Source organism: Pantoea eucrina, assembly GCF_020079945.1.
GTDB lineage: Bacteria > Pseudomonadota > Gammaproteobacteria > Enterobacterales > Enterobacteriaceae > Pantoea > Pantoea eucrina.
The window spans coordinates 607,389-621,043 of the sequence record NZ_CP083448.1 but is presented as its reverse complement, the minus strand read 5'-3'; the positions used below and the strand labels follow the sequence as shown (position 1 = coordinate 621,043).

Annotated in this window: 14 protein-coding genes; 10 read left to right on the top strand and 4 right to left on the bottom strand. The window is 60.3% G+C overall.

The window, feature by feature from the left end:
- Window positions 1-29 precede the first annotated feature (29 nt).
- Complete coding sequence (gene hrpB / locus LAC65_RS02800; protein WP_039382673.1) at window positions 30-2,507, bottom strand: ATP-dependent helicase HrpB; 2,478 nt, start codon at window positions 2,505-2,507, stop codon at window positions 30-32.
- Window positions 2,508-2,543: 36 nt separating this feature from the next.
- Here hrpB and thpR point away from each other — a divergent pair, with 36 nt between their 5' ends.
- From thpR to panD, 9 genes are all read left to right on the top strand, one after another.
- Window positions 2,544-3,074: an RNA 2',3'-cyclic phosphodiesterase gene (thpR, locus tag LAC65_RS02795; RefSeq protein ID WP_039382671.1), complete on the top strand. Its 531-nt coding sequence runs from the start codon at window positions 2,544-2,546 to the stop codon at window positions 3,072-3,074.
- A gap of 9 nt (window positions 3,075-3,083) precedes the next feature.
- Window positions 3,084-3,803, top strand: a complete 720-nt coding sequence (gene sfsA, locus LAC65_RS02790) for a DNA/RNA nuclease SfsA (RefSeq protein WP_039382667.1) — start codon at window positions 3,084-3,086, stop codon at window positions 3,801-3,803.
- Between the two features lie 240 nt (window positions 3,804-4,043).
- Window positions 4,044-4,499, top strand: a complete 456-nt coding sequence (gene dksA / locus LAC65_RS02785; RefSeq protein WP_039382663.1) for an RNA polymerase-binding protein DksA — start codon at window positions 4,044-4,046, stop codon at window positions 4,497-4,499.
- A gap of 85 nt (window positions 4,500-4,584) precedes the next feature.
- Entirely contained in the window at window positions 4,585-5,508 is a 924-nt protein-coding gene (gluQRS, locus tag LAC65_RS02780; protein WP_039382659.1) for a tRNA glutamyl-Q(34) synthetase GluQRS, read from the top strand.
- A 40-nt stretch (window positions 5,509-5,548) separates the two neighbouring features.
- Window positions 5,549-6,970: a polynucleotide adenylyltransferase PcnB gene (pcnB, locus tag LAC65_RS02775; RefSeq protein ID WP_211279566.1), complete on the top strand. Its 1,422-nt coding sequence runs from the start codon at window positions 5,549-5,551 to the stop codon at window positions 6,968-6,970.
- Window positions 6,967-7,452 (top strand): 2-amino-4-hydroxy-6-hydroxymethyldihydropteridine diphosphokinase, encoded by a 486-nt coding sequence (gene folK, locus LAC65_RS02770; protein WP_039382657.1) that lies wholly within the window; start codon window positions 6,967-6,969, stop codon window positions 7,450-7,452. The genes pcnB and folK overlap by 4 nt, the downstream gene beginning before the upstream one ends.
- Window positions 7,453-7,533: 81 nt before the next feature.
- Complete coding sequence (gene panB, locus LAC65_RS02765; protein WP_039382654.1) at window positions 7,534-8,328, top strand: 3-methyl-2-oxobutanoate hydroxymethyltransferase; 795 nt, start codon at window positions 7,534-7,536, stop codon at window positions 8,326-8,328.
- Window positions 8,329-8,343: 15 nt separating this feature from the next.
- Window positions 8,344-9,198 (top strand): pantoate--beta-alanine ligase, encoded by an 855-nt coding sequence (gene panC, locus LAC65_RS02760; protein ID WP_039382651.1) that lies wholly within the window; start codon window positions 8,344-8,346, stop codon window positions 9,196-9,198.
- A gap of 36 nt (window positions 9,199-9,234) precedes the next feature.
- Entirely contained in the window at window positions 9,235-9,615 is a 381-nt protein-coding gene (gene panD, locus LAC65_RS02755) for an aspartate 1-decarboxylase (protein WP_039382649.1), read from the top strand.
- A gap of 83 nt (window positions 9,616-9,698) precedes the next feature.
- Here panD and LAC65_RS02750 read toward each other — a convergent pair whose 3' ends face one another.
- The 3 genes from LAC65_RS02750 to hpt form a co-directional block, all read right to left on the bottom strand.
- Window positions 9,699-10,469: an ABC transporter permease gene (locus LAC65_RS02750; RefSeq protein ID WP_039382646.1), complete on the bottom strand. Its 771-nt coding sequence runs from the start codon at window positions 10,467-10,469 to the stop codon at window positions 9,699-9,701.
- Window positions 10,466-11,392, bottom strand: a complete 927-nt coding sequence (locus tag LAC65_RS02745; RefSeq protein ID WP_039382642.1) for an ABC transporter ATP-binding protein — start codon at window positions 11,390-11,392, stop codon at window positions 10,466-10,468. Before LAC65_RS02745 ends, LAC65_RS02750 begins: the two co-directional genes overlap by 4 nt.
- A 235-nt stretch (window positions 11,393-11,627) precedes the next feature.
- Window positions 11,628-12,164 (bottom strand): hypoxanthine phosphoribosyltransferase, encoded by a 537-nt coding sequence (hpt, locus tag LAC65_RS02740; RefSeq protein WP_039382640.1) that lies wholly within the window; start codon window positions 12,162-12,164, stop codon window positions 11,628-11,630.
- A 167-nt stretch (window positions 12,165-12,331) separates the two neighbouring features.
- Here hpt and LAC65_RS02735 point away from each other — a divergent pair, with 167 nt between their 5' ends.
- Entirely contained in the window at window positions 12,332-13,624 is a 1,293-nt protein-coding gene (locus tag LAC65_RS02735) for a cystathionine gamma-synthase family protein (RefSeq protein ID WP_039382638.1), read from the top strand.
- Window positions 13,625-13,655 lie beyond the last annotated feature (31 nt).

Genomic DNA, 13,655 nt, shown 5'->3' with positions numbered 1-13,655 from the left:
GCAGAACCCTCTGAATTCGATCCACAGGGTTACGGGGAAAACTTTTTGGTGCGCCTTGTTGGCAGGGCGCTGGCCGGATCGTCCGGCCATGGATGTTTGGGGTAGCGCCCTTTCATCTCTTTCTGCACCTCGGGGTACGCGCCGCGCCAGAACGCCGCCAGATCGCGGGTGATCTGCAGCGGACGATGCGCCGGTGACAGCAGCTCCAGCACCAGCGGCACGCGGCCCTCAGCGATAGCCGGATTCTGCGCCTCGCCAAACATCTCCTGCAGGCGAACGGCCAGCGCGGGCGGATTCTCTGCGTGATAGCGGATGGGCAGGCGGCTTCCGGTCGGCACAGTGTAGTGAGTTGGCAGCGCACTATCCAGCCGCTGACGTTGCGACCATGTCAGCAAATGTAATAATGCCCGGCTGAGGTTAATGCCCTGCAGCCCTTTCAGATCGCGCACGCCCGTCATCTCAGGCAGTAACCAGCTTTCCAGTGTATCAAGCAATGCCGTATCGTCCAGCGGCGGCCACCCCTCTTCCGGCAACCACTGCGTCGCGCACTGCAGGCGCAGGCGCAGCTGCTCCGCTTCCGGCGTCCAGCCCAGCACCGACAATCCCTTTTCGCGTATCCAGCGCAGCATGGCAGGATGCAGAATCTCAGCGTCTGGCCGCGCCTGAGGCTGCGCGCTGAGCACCAGCTCGCCCAGCAGTTCGCGTTTCCAGGCGCGCAGCGTGCCTCTCTCCTCATCCCATTCCACGTCAACCCGGCGGGTAATGAGCTGCGGCAGCGCTGCCCGCAGCGCCGTCAGGTCCACCGGCAGCGCCAGCAGCATGCGTGCGTCCGCCGCGCCCGCCCCCTGCAGCAGCGCGGGCGCAATCAGGGCGGGATAGCGACTAAGGCCGTGATCCTCATCCAGCATGGCGCCGAGACCGTTTGCCAACTGGTAGCGTGCGCTCTCGCCGCGCCGCTGCGCAATGCGGTCGGCAAAACCCGCCGCCAGCAGCAGCGGAATGCGATCGGCATCCACCCGTCCACCGCTGGCGTGCAGACGCTGCTGCCACTGCCGCGCCCGCCGCTGCCACTGCGGCTGGGGATGGTTCAGCGCGTCACGCAAATCGACGCTGCCGCCGCGCGGCGGATCTTCGAGAGTGGCCACCAGCAGCGCCGCGCTGGCAATGGCATCGCTCTCCTCCCCCGCCGCGCAGAGTATGGCCGCAAGACGCGGATCGCTGCCGAGCCGCGCCATTTTCCGGCCGGTGGCGTTAAGCCGTCCGGCGCTGTCCAGCGCGCCCAGCTGGTGCAGCAGCGCGTCCGCCGCCTGCAGGTTGCGGGCCGGCGGCAGGTCAAGCCACTGCAGCTGCGCTGCCGTGCTACAGCCCCACTGCAGCAGCTCCAGCCGCAGACCGGCGAGATCGCTGCTTAAGATCTCTGCATCACTCTGCGCCGGCGCGCGCAGCGCCTGCTCCTGTGCCAGCAGATGCAGGCAGATACCCGGCTCAAGCCGGCCGGCGCGCCCGGCGCGCTGCGTCATGGATGCCTGACTGATACGCTGCGTTTGCAGCCGGGTGACGCCGCTGCGGGCATCAAACTGCGCGACCCGCTCCAGCGCGCTATCGACCACCAGACGGATCCCCTCGATGGTCAGGCTGCTCTCCGCAATGTTCGTAGCGAGCACGACCTTCCGGCGGCCGGCGGCGGCCGGCAGAATGGCGCGCCGCTGCGCCTCCAGCGGCAGCGCACCGTAGAGCGGAGCCAGATCGATATCGTCCCCCACCCGTGCGCTCAGCTCCCGCCTGACACGCTCAATCTCCGCCACGCCCGGCAGAAACAGCAGCAGCGAGCCGTGCTCCTCGCGCAGCAGCTGGGCGACCTCGCGCGCCACCGCCTCCTCAAAACGCGTCTGCGGATTGAGGGTGGCATAGCGGCGCGCCACCGGATAGCTGCGTCCGGCCGATACAATGGCAGGCGCAGCGGGCAGCAGCGCCTGCAGACGCTGATTATCCAGCGTGGCGGACATCAGCAGCAGCTTCAGGTCATCGCGCAGCCCCTGCTGCACATCCAGTAGCAGCGCCAGCGCCAGATCGGCCTGCAGGCTGCGCTCATGAAACTCATCAAGGATCACCAGCGCTACGTCCTCCAGCATGGGATCGCGCTGCAGCATGCGCGTCAGGATCCCCTCGGTGACCACTTCGAGTCGGGTATGCGCACCGACGCAGCTCTCACCGCGCAGCCGGTAACCCACGGTGTCGCCCGGCTGCTCGCCAAGCTGCTCCGCCAGCCGCTGGGCCACATTGCGCGCCGCCAGACGACGCGGTTCCAGCATAATAATACGCCCCGGCAGCGACGCCTGCTGCAGCAGCTGCAGCGGCAGCCAGGTCGATTTTCCTGCGCCGGTAGGGGCCGCCAGCAGCACCTGGGGCGAACGCTCCAGCGCCGTCAGCAGCGCAGGCAATACCTCGCTGACCGGTAATTCACTCACGCTCTTCTCCTGCTCTGCCTGTGCTAATATGGCGCGCATTGTACACCACCCGGCGCAGATTACCGGAGCACGCTTATGACCACGCAACGCCTGTTTTTTGCTCTTGAACTGCCTGCTCCGCTTCAGCAGCAGCTGGTGCAGTGGCGGGCGGATAATTTTGCCGCTGAGGCCGGTACGCCGGTTGCAGCGGCCAACCTGCATCTGACGCTGGCGTTTCTGGGTGAGGTGAACCGCGAGACGCAGGAGAGCCTGCAACAGCTCGCCGCGCGTATTACCCAGCCCGCTTTTACGCTTGACCTGGATGATGCCGGACACTGGCCACGCCCCGGCGTAGTATGGCTCGGCTGCCGCCGCGCGCCGCGCGGACTGCTGCAGTTGGCGTCGCTGCTGCGCGCTCAGGCGGCACGACACGGCTGCGCGCAGAGCGCACAGCCTTTTCATCCGCACGTTACCCTGCTGCGCCACGCCACACAGCGCATTGTGCTGCCGCCGCGCGGGTTTCACTGGCAGATGGAAGCGACCCGGTTTGCGCTCTGTTCATCGCTCTTTTCCCGCGGCCGTACGCGCTACAAAACCGTGGCGCGCTGGCCGCTCACTTCAGCCTGAGGATCCACCATGCAGTTTACTCTGCCGCTTAAGCCGGCTCGTCTGGTGGCGCGCTACAAGCGCTTTCTGGCTGACATCGTGACGCCTGAGGGCGACCTGCTGACCATCCACTGCGCCAACACCGGCGCCATGACCGGCTGCGCCACGCCCGGCGACACGGTGTGGTACTCCACGTCAGCCAGCACGACGCGCAAATATCCGCACAGCTGGGAGCTGACAGAGACGCAGTCGGGCCACTGGATCTGCGTTAATACGCTGCGCGCTAACCAGCTGGTGCAGGAGGCGCTGCAGCAGCAGCATATTCCGGAATTATCCGGTTACACCCACTGCCGCAGCGAAGTGAAATATGGCACGGAAAAAAGCCGAATTGATTTCCTTCTGCAGGCAGAGGGCAGATCAAACTGCTATATTGAAGTCAAATCCGTCACCCTTTTACAGAATGGTAAAGGCTACTTTCCGGATGCGGTGACGGTCCGCGGACAGAAGCATCTGCGCGAACTCAGTGCAATCGCGGCAGAAGGTCATCGGGCCGTTTTGTTGTTTGCTGTTCTGCACACGGGGATTGAGGACGTTTCCCCGGCGCGCCATATCGACGCGCACTACGCAGAACTACTGGTACAGGCACAGCGCCGTGGCGTAGAAGTGTTTGCGTATCAGGCCACGCTTTCTCCTGAGCAGATGCAGCTCTCCCGACCGCTGCCGGTGGCAGCCTGCGCTGAGCTGTCATAATAGTGGCGATAAACTGTGTCAGGATGGAGCCGGAGGCGCGCTAAATACGCTTTTACTCACAGGCTTGTCAAGGTGTGTTCAGGAATAATTGCCAACCTTGATTGCTTCTGCTATTTATAGCGGCCTGTTTTTTTCCCTGATGGGAATCGATAAACCCAGAGCAGACAGGCCAGCCGTGCAGCAATCCTGCCGGGCAGTCTGAATCGCAACGGGTAGTGCGTGTTATCCAGGAGAAACAACATGCAAGAAGGGCAAAACCGTAAAACATCGTCCCTGAGTATCCTCGCCATCGCAGGTGTGGAGCCGTATCAGGAGAAACCGGGCGAAGAGTATATGAACGACGCCCAGTTAGGCCACTTCCGTAAGATTCTGGAAGCCTGGCGCAACCAACTCAGGGATGAAGTAGACCGTACTGTGTCACACATGCAGGACGAAGCTGCTAACTTCCCCGATCCGGTTGACCGAGCAGCGCAGGAAGAGGAGTTCAGCCTGGAACTGCGTAACCGCGATCGCGAGCGTAAGCTGATTAAGAAGATCGAGAAGACGCTGAAAAAAGTGGAAGATGACGACTTCGGCTACTGTGAATCCTGCGGTGTTGAAATCGGTATCCGCCGTCTGGAAGCGCGTCCGACTGCCGATCTTTGCATTGACTGCAAAACGCTGGCTGAGATCCGCGAGAAGCAGATGGCTGGCTGATGTCCATCCGCCTGTTCTCACCGCACAGCAGGGAAAATCAATCTTTCCCCGCCGTGCGGTGTATCTTCCAGTGACACCCTCTGCTATGTCCTCCTGTATTGGTCGCTTCGCCCCTTCGCCCTCCGGCGATCTTCATTTTGGTTCCCTGATTGCTGCACTCGGCAGTTATCTCAGCGCGCGTGCGCAGCAGGGCCGCTGGCTGGTGCGTATTGAAGATATCGATCCGCCACGTGAAGTACCGGGTGCTGCCACGCGCATTCTGCAGCAGCTGGAGCATTACGGGCTGGAGTGGGATGGTGAAGTGATGTGGCAGTCACAGCGGCATGATGCGTATCGGGCGGCGCTGGCCTGGTTGCGCACGCATCGCCAGAGCTATTTCTGCACCTGCAGTCGCCGGCGTATTCAGCAGCTGGGTGGGTATTACGATGGTTACTGTCGCGATCGCCGGCTCCCGCCGGATAACGCGGCGCTGCGCCTGCGCCAGCACGCGCCGGTCCGGCATTTTACCGATCGGCTGCGCGGGGAGCTGCTGGCGGATCCTCAGCTGGCGGAAGAGGATTTTATTATCCATCGCCGGGACGGGCTGTTCGCCTATAACCTGGCGGTGGTGGTCGACGATCATGACCAGGGCGTTACCGAAATTGTGCGCGGCGCGGATTTAATCGCCCCGACGGTGCGTCAGATCGCGCTCTATCAGCAGTTTGGCTGGACGCCGCCGGCATACCTGCATCTGCCGCTGGCGATCGCCGCTGACGGCAATAAACTCTCCAAGCAGAATCACGCCCCTGCCCTGCCCGCTGGCGATCCGCGTCCGCTGCTGGTGCAGGCGCTGCGCTTTCTCGGACAGCCGGCAGAAGAAGGCTGGCAGGATAGCCCGCTGGCGTTGCTGCTGAGCCAGGCCATTACGCGCTGGGCGCCGGCGCAGATCCCGTTACATGACGCGCTAAAGCCGGATGAAATGACAACGCCATTCCTAAATGGTTCGCAACAGGCTATGATTAGCCGCTGATTTTATTACCACCCATTTTTTGTCACTGTCGAGGTGTCCCATTTTTACCCGAGTCGCTAATTTTTGCCGGAGAGTCCTCAAGCGTGACGAGGAGGTGCCTGAAGAGGTGGAAGCTGAAAACCAGATGACCATCATTCCCCGGGAAAACCATAACATCTCACGCAAAGATATCAGCGAAAACGCCCTTAAGGTGCTCTATCGCCTGAATAAAGCAGGCTTTGAAGCTTACCTGGTCGGCGGCGGCGTACGCGACCTGCTACTGGGCAAAAAGCCGAAAGATTTCGACGTGACGACCAATGCCACGCCTGAGCAGATGCGCAAACTGTTCCGCAACTGCCGTCTGGTTGGCCGCCGTTTCCGTCTGGCGCACGTGATGTTTGGGCCGGAAGTGATCGAGGTGGCGACTTTCCGCGGCCACCATCAGGAAGAGAGCGAAGACGATCGCAACAGCTCGCAGCGCGGCCAGAACGGCATGCTGCTGCGCGACAATATTTTTGGCAGCATCGAAGATGATGCGCAGCGCCGCGATCTCACCATCAACAGCCTCTACTACAGCGTGGCAGACTTCACGGTCCGCGACTATGTGGGTGGCCTGCAGGATCTGCAGGAGGGCGTGGTACGCCTGATTGGCGATCCGGAGACGCGCTACCGTGAAGATCCGGTACGCATGCTGCGCGTGGTGCGCTTTGCCGCCAAACTCAATATGCAGATTGCGCCGGAAACCGCCGAGCCGATCCCGCGCCTGGCGACGCTGCTGAATGACGTTCCGCCCGCCCGCCTGTTTGAAGAGGCGCTGAAGCTGCTGCAGGCTGGCTATGGCTACCGCACCTGGCAGATGCTGTGTGAATATCAGCTCTTCCAGCCGCTGTTCCCGACCCTGGCGCGCCACTTTACCGAGCAAGGCGACAGCATGATGGAACGCATGCTGGCGCAGGTGCTGAAAAACACCGATACCCGGCTGCACAACGATTTGCGTGTCAATCCGGCGTTTCTGTTTGCCGCAATGTTCTGGTATCCGCAGCTGGAATCCGCTGAGCGTATCGCTCAGGAGAGCGGCCTGACCTACTATGACGCGTTTGCACTCTCCATGAATGATACGCTGGACGAGGCGTGCCGCGCGCTGGCGATCCCGAAACGCATTACCACCCTGGTCCGCGATATCTGGCAGCTGCAGCTGCGTATGTCGCGTCGCCACGGCAAACGCGCATGGAAGCTGATGGAGCATCCGAAATTCCGCGCCGCTTACGACCTGCTGGCGCTGCGTGCTGAAGTAGAAAAGAATCCGGAACTGCAGCGTCTCAGCCAGTGGTGGGGTGAATTCCAGGCCGCCGTTCCGGTCCAGCAGAAAACCATGCTGAACACGCTGGGGGACGATCCGCAGCCGCGCCGTAAACCGCGCCGTCCGCGCCGCCGCTCCACCGGTCCGCGTCGCGAACAGGGCAGCAGCAGCAACGCATCATGAATCGCGTCTATCTCGCCCTGGGCAGTAATCTTGCCGATCCGCTGCATCAGATTGATGCAGCGCTTGCGGCGCTCGATACGCTGCCGGAGACCTCCCGCGTGGCGACCTCATCGTTCTATCGCACGCCGCCCTATGGTCCGGCGGATCAGCCCGACTACCTGAACGCGGTAGTGGCGCTTGATACAGCGCTGCTGCCCGAGACGCTGCTGGATCACACCCAGCATATTGAGCTGGAACATGGCCGCGTGCGCAAAGCTGAGCGCTGGGGGCCGCGTACGCTCGATATCGATATCATGCTGTTTGGCAATCAGGTGATCCATACGCCGCGTTTAACCGTACCGCACTATGATATGCACAACCGGGCATTTATGCTGCTGCCGCTGCTGGAGATTGCGCCGGGTCTGCGCCTGCCCGATGGCCGTCCGCTGAGCGGCGTGCTCGCCACGCTGGACTGCAGCGAAATCACCCTCTGGTCCGTCTGACACGCGATAATTTCCTGCCGGTCATATCCCCCCTGCAAGCAATCCAGTACACTGCGCGCATCAGAAACGCCGGAGATTGCGATGAAACCAACCACTATCTCTCATCTGCGCCAGCTGAAAGCCAGCGGGCGCCGCTTTGCCACTCTTACCGCTTATGATTTCAGCTTTGCCCGCCTGTTTGCCGATGAAGGCATTCAGGTGATGCTGATTGGCGATTCGCTGGGTATGACGGTGCAGGGGCATGATTCCACGCTGCCGGTGACGGTGGCTGATATCGCCTATCATACCGCCGCCGTGCGCCGTGGCGCGCCGCAGGCACTGATCATGGCTGACCTGCCCTTTATGAGCTATGCCACTCCGGAGCAGACTTTCGCCTCTGCCGCGCAGCTGATGCGCGCCGGTGCCAACATGGTCAAACTGGAAGGGGGTGCGTGGCTGGCGGAGAGTGTACGCATGCTGACCGAGCGCGCCGTACCGGTCTGTGGCCATCTGGGCCTGACGCCGCAGTCGGTAAATATTTTTGGCGGCTACAAAGTGCAGGGCCGTGATGAGGCGGACGCTGAACGCCTGCTGGCAGACGCCCTGGCGCTGGAAGCCGCTGGCGCACAGCTGATGGTACTGGAGTGCGTGCCGGTCGCGCTGGCGGGGCGCATCACCCAGGCGCTGACCATTCCGGTGATCGGCATCGGCGCAGGTAACGTCACCGATGGCCAGATTCTGGTGATGCATGACGCCTTTGGCATCACCGGTGGCCACATTCCAAAATTTGCCAAAAATTTCCTCGCCGAAACCGGCGACATTCGCGCGGCAATTCGCCAGTATATTGCCGACGTTGAGGCTGGCACCTATCCTGCCGCCGAACACAGCTTCTTCTGAATCCGGAGATTTATCGTGTTGATCATTGAAACGCTGCCGATGCTACGCCGCGAGATCCGTCGCTGGCGCCAGGCGGGCAAACGTATCGCCCTGGTGCCCACAATGGGCAATCTGCATGATGGCCACCTGACGCTGGTTGATGAAGCGCGCCAGCGGGCTGATGTGGTTGTGGTCTCGGTGTTTGTTAATCCGATGCAGTTTGACCGCGCGGATGACCTTGCACGCTATCCGCGCACGCTGCAGGACGATTGCGAAAAGCTTAACCGTCACGGTGTGGATCTGGTATTTGCACCAGCACCGCAGGCGATCTATCCGCAGGGTACAGAGAACCAGACGTTTGTTGAGGTGCCGGTGCTCTCCGCACTGCTGGAGGGTGCCAGCCGGCCGGGCCACTTCCGTGGGGTCGCTACGATCGTCAGCAAACTGTTCAACCTGGTGCAGCCTGACGTCGCCTGTTTTGGCGAAAAGGACTTTCAGCAGCTGGCGATCATACGCAAACTGGTTGCGGATATGGGCTTTGATATCGACATCGTTGGCGTGCCCACCGTGCGGGCGAAAGATGGGCTGGCGCTGAGTTCGCGCAATGGCTATCTTACTGCCGATGAACGCAGGCTGGCACCGGGTCTGAGCCAGGTCATGCAGAGTATGGCGGAGCGCCTCAGCAACGGCGAACGCCACATTGATGAGATTATTGAACAGGCGAATGCCGCGCTGCAGGAAAAGGGGTTTCGTCCTGACGGGCTGGCGATCTGCGATGCCAGCACGCTGCAGCCGCTGACGGTGGAGAGCCAGCGCGCGGTGATCCTGATGGCCGCCTGGCTGGGCAACGCGCGTCTGATTGATAATCAGCAAGTGGATCTGATGGCGTAAGCCGTCGTTTAAACAGCACCTTAAGGGTATACCGCGATGATTCGTACTGTTCTGCAGGGCAAACTGCACCGCGTCAAAGTCACGCAGGCCGATCTGCACTATGAAGGCTCCTGCGCGATCGATCAGGATTTCCTGGATGCTGCCGGCATTCTGCAATATGAAGCGATCGATATTTACAACGTGACCAACGGCCAGCGTTTTTCCACCTACGCCATCGCCGCCGAGCGGGGATCAAAAATTATCTCCGTAAACGGTGCTGCCGCGCGCTGCGCCTGTGCCGGAGACATCATGATTATCTGCTCTTACGTGCAGGTAGAGGATGAAGTGGCGCGCAGCTGGCAGCCAAAGGTGGCCTATTTTGAGGGCGATAATGAGATGAAACGTCTTGCCCGGGCGCTGCCGGTTCAGGTTGCGTAGCGTTCAGCCATATTACGCTGAGCTGCCGGAAACATCAGGGGCGCCTTTCCGGCGCCCCTGTTTATTATCCCGCTCAATAACATTCAGGTGCGTAAGCCGCGACCGCGCTGGATCAGCGTATACACCAGCACATAAAACACCACGATAAACGCTAACAGCACCGACAGCGTAAACACCAGCGGCACATCGTTAATGCCGAGGAAGCCGTACCGGAAGCCGCTGATCATATACACCACCGGATTCAGCTTCGAGACTGCCTGCCAGAACGGCGGCAGCAGCGCCAGCGAATAGAAGACGCCGCCCAGATAAGTCAGCGGCGTCAGCACAAAGGTCGGGATCAGGCTGATATCATCAAACGTGCGGGCGAACACCGCGTTCAGCAGACCCGCCAGCGAAAAGAGCACCGCGGTCAGCAGCAGAGTGATGGCAACCATTGGCCAGGAAAAAACGTGGAACGGCACAAAGAAGAGCGAGACCGCCGTCACTAGGATCCCCACGCAGACGCCACGCGCCACGCCGCCGCCGACATAGCCGGCAATGATGATGTGGGTCGGCACCGGTGCCACCAGCAGCTCTTCAATATTGCGCTGAAATTTTGCGCTGAAAAAAGAGGAGGCGACGTTAGCATAGGCGTTGGTGATCACCGACATCATAATCAGGCCCGGCACGATAAACTGCATATAGCTGAAGCCGTGCATGTCGCCAATGCGTGAACCAATCAGGTTACCGAAAATAATAAAGTAGAGCGTCATGGTGATCACCGGCGGGACCAGCGTCTGGATCCAGATGCGGGCAAACCGGTTAATCTCTTTGCTCCAGATACTCTTTAACGCGACCCAATAAAGATGCGTCATGCTCTGCCTCCTGCTTTACCCTGTGTCAGTCCCACAAACAGCTCTTCCAGCCGGTTTGCTTTGTTACGCATGCTCAGCACCTGTACGCCCTGCGCGCTCAGCTGACTGAATACGCTGTTAAGCCCCTGCTCACGCATCACTTCCACTTCCAGCGTCGAGGTATCCACCAGGCGATACTGAAAGCCCTCCAGCTGCGGCAGCGCGCTGCGCGGGGCGAGATCGAGAATAAAGGTTTCCGATTTCAGTTTAGAGAGCAGGCCCTTCATGGAGGTATTCTCCACCAGTTCGCCGCTCTGAATAATGCCGATATTGCGACACAGCATCTCTGCCTCTTCCAGATAGTGCGTGGTGAGGATAATCGTGGTGCCTTTCGCATTCAGCTCTTTCAGAAACACCCACATTGAGCGGCGCAGCTCAATATCCACGCCGGCCGTCGGCTCATCCAGAATCAGCAGCTTGGGCTCATGCATCAGCGCACGCGCAATCATGAGGCGGCGCTTCATACCGCCTGAAAGCATGCGGGCGCGCTCATTGCGTTTGCCCCACAGATCGAGCTGGTTAAGATACTTCTCCGCACGTTTGTTCGCCTCTGCCCGCTCCACGCCGTAATAGCCTGCCTGGTTTACGACGATCTGCATCACGGTTTCAAACGGGTTAAAGTTGAACTCCTGTGGCACCAGCCCGAGCTGGCGCTTGGCATTGACCACATCTTTTTGCAGGTCGTAACCAAATACCCGAACGCTGCCGCCAGATTTATTAACCAGCGAGCTGATAATCCCAATGGTGGTCGATTTACCGGCCCCGTTTGGTCCCAGCAGAGCGTAAAAGTCGCCCGCCTCTACGTTCAGATCGAGACCTTTCAGCGCCTGTACGCCGCCGGGATAGGTCTTGGTCAGCCCGGAAAGTTCCAGTGCATAAGTCATTGCGAGTCCATATCCTGTTGTTGTGACATCAAAGCCTGATGAAAATGATAGTGCGCCCGCGCCAGACGTGCGGCGAATTCAGCAGAATTTGTGTTGAAATCAGACGTGGTGCGCCTGCGGGGAGCGCATGACGCGCTGTATCGTGCAGAAAAGTGCATCAGGCCCGCAAGTCAGTCACTTACGGGCGGCTGATTCTATCCCGGAACGGCCAAAATGACCCAGGTAGATTGTGCGGTTATGCGTCCAGCATGGTGACTTTGCCGATATAGGGCAGATGACGATAGCGCTGCGCGTAGTCAATGCCAAAGCCCACGACAAACTCATCGGGAATGGTAAAGCCCACATATTCGACCGGCACCTCAACTTCACGACGCTCGGGTTTATCCAGCAGCGTGCAGATGGCCAGCGATTTTGGCTCACGCAGGCGCAGGATCTCACGCACTTTGCTCAGCGTGTTGCCGGAGTCGATGATATCTTCCACGATCAGCACATCTTTACCGCGAATATCTTCATCGAGATCTTTCAGGATTTTGACGTCGCGTGACGACGACATGCCGCTGCCGTAGCTGGAGGCGGTCATAAAGTCGACCTCATGCGGGACGTCAATTTCCCGGCACAGATCGGCCATAAACATAAAGGAGCCGCGCAGCAGACCAACCAGCACCATCTCGCTGCCGCTGTCGCGGTAGGCTTCACTGATCTGTTTGCCCAGCTCGGCAATACGGGTTGCAATCTCCTCCCGGGAGATCATCACATCAACGGTGTGTTTCATTGCGTTCGCCTGGTTAAGGTTTTCAGAAAGCTCCGCAGTCTATCACAATGCGCCTGATGGCTAACGGCGCACACAAAACGCAAACGATTACGTAGCAAAATTTTCCGCGATGGCATTAACTCTATAGCAGGGTTTACGCGCTTTATCCTGATTCAGCCGGAGCTGCTATGGCAAACTCATCCAGCAATAAAGAACCTTCCGATCGGCGCATGCTGCATCCGGAAACGCAGATGCTTAATTACGGTTACGATCCGCGGCTGTCAGAAGGCGCGGTAAAACCGCCGGTGTTTCTTACCTCAACCTTTGTTTTCAACAGTGCCGAAGAGGGCAAAGATTTTTTTGATTATGTATCGGGTCGCCGTCAGCCGCCTGCTGGCCAGAGTGGCGGACTGGTCTATTCACGCTTTAACCATCCCAACAGCGAAATCGTTGAAGATCGCCTGGCTATCTATGAGGGCGCTGAGAGCGCGGTGCTCTTCTCTTCCGGTATGTCAGCCATTGCCACTACGCTGCTTGCGTTTGCGCGGCCGGGCGAGGTGATCCTGCATTCACAGCCGCTGTATGGCGGCACAGAAACTCTGCTGAGCAAGACGCTGCACGATCTGGAAATTAAAGCCGTAGGGTTCAGCGAGGGTACGGATGAAGATAAGGTTTATGAGGCGGCGAAGCTGGCGTGGCAGCGTGGCCGGGTCGCCCTGATCCTGATCGAGACGCCGGCCAACCCCACCAACAGCCTGGTGGATATCCGGCTTATTGCGCAGGTGGCGGATGTCATTGCACAGCAGCAGGGTTCGCGTCCGGTTATCGCCTGCGATAATACGCTGCTGGGGCCGCTGTTTCAGCATCCGCTGCAGCATGGCGCAGATATCTCGCTCTATTCGCTGACCAAATATGTGGGCGGCCACTCCGACCTTATCGCCGGCGCCGCGCTGGGCAGCCGGACGCTGATGAAATCTGTGCGCGCGCTGCGCAGCGCGATCGGCACGCAGCTCGACCCGCACTCAAGCTGGATGATTGGCCGTTCGCTGGAGACGCTGGCGCTGCGCATGGAGAAAGCCGCCGCAAATGCGGAACGGGTCGCCGCCTTCCTGCGCGACCGGCCTCAGGTCGCGGCGCTGTTCTGGCTGCCCTATCTTGACGCACAGAGTGCGGCCGGAGAAACGTACCGGCGTCAGTGCAGCGGCGCCGGCTCGACCTTCTCCTTTGATATTCAGGGCGATGAACCTGCGGCTTTCCGCTTTCTCAACGCGCTGACGCTGTTTAAGCTGGCGGTAAGCCTGGGCGGCACCGAGTCGCTCGCCAGCCATCCGGCCAGCACCACCCACTCTGGCGTGCCGCTGGCGGTACGTCAGCGCATTGGCATCAGCGACGCGACGGTGCGCCTGTCGATCGGGATTGAGCATCCGGACGACCTGATTGCGGATATCAGCCAGGCGCTGGAGGCGGCAGACGGCGGCTGACGCCGAGCGGCTCAGATGCCGCCCTTGCGGT

Bases quoted from the DNA above. Each gene is read 5' to 3' on its own strand.
- panD (WP_039382649.1), top strand. From the start codon at position 9,235: ATGATTCGTACTGTTCTGCAGGGCAAACTGCACCGCGTCAAAGTCACG.
- hrpB (WP_039382673.1), bottom strand. From the start codon at position 2,507: ATGCGCGCCATATTAGCACAGGCAGAGCAGGAGAAGAGCGTGAGTGAA.
- hpt (WP_039382640.1), bottom strand. From the start codon at position 12,164: ATGAAACACACCGTTGATGTGATGATCTCCCGGGAGGAGATTGCAACC.
- sfsA (WP_039382667.1), top strand. From the start codon at position 3,084: ATGCAGTTTACTCTGCCGCTTAAGCCGGCTCGTCTGGTGGCGCGCTAC.
- LAC65_RS02750 (WP_039382646.1), bottom strand. From the start codon at position 10,469: ATGACGCATCTTTATTGGGTCGCGTTAAAGAGTATCTGGAGCAAAGAG.
- thpR (WP_039382671.1), top strand. From the start codon at position 2,544: ATGACCACGCAACGCCTGTTTTTTGCTCTTGAACTGCCTGCTCCGCTT.
- LAC65_RS02745 (WP_039382642.1), bottom strand. From the start codon at position 11,392: ATGACTTATGCACTGGAACTTTCCGGGCTGACCAAGACCTATCCCGGC.
- dksA (WP_039382663.1), top strand. From the start codon at position 4,044: ATGCAAGAAGGGCAAAACCGTAAAACATCGTCCCTGAGTATCCTCGCC.
- panB (WP_039382654.1), top strand. From the start codon at position 7,534: ATGAAACCAACCACTATCTCTCATCTGCGCCAGCTGAAAGCCAGCGGG.
- gluQRS (WP_039382659.1), top strand. From the start codon at position 4,585: ATGTCCTCCTGTATTGGTCGCTTCGCCCCTTCGCCCTCCGGCGATCTT.
- folK (WP_039382657.1), top strand. From the start codon at position 6,967: ATGAATCGCGTCTATCTCGCCCTGGGCAGTAATCTTGCCGATCCGCTG.
- LAC65_RS02735 (WP_039382638.1), top strand. From the start codon at position 12,332: ATGGCAAACTCATCCAGCAATAAAGAACCTTCCGATCGGCGCATGCTG.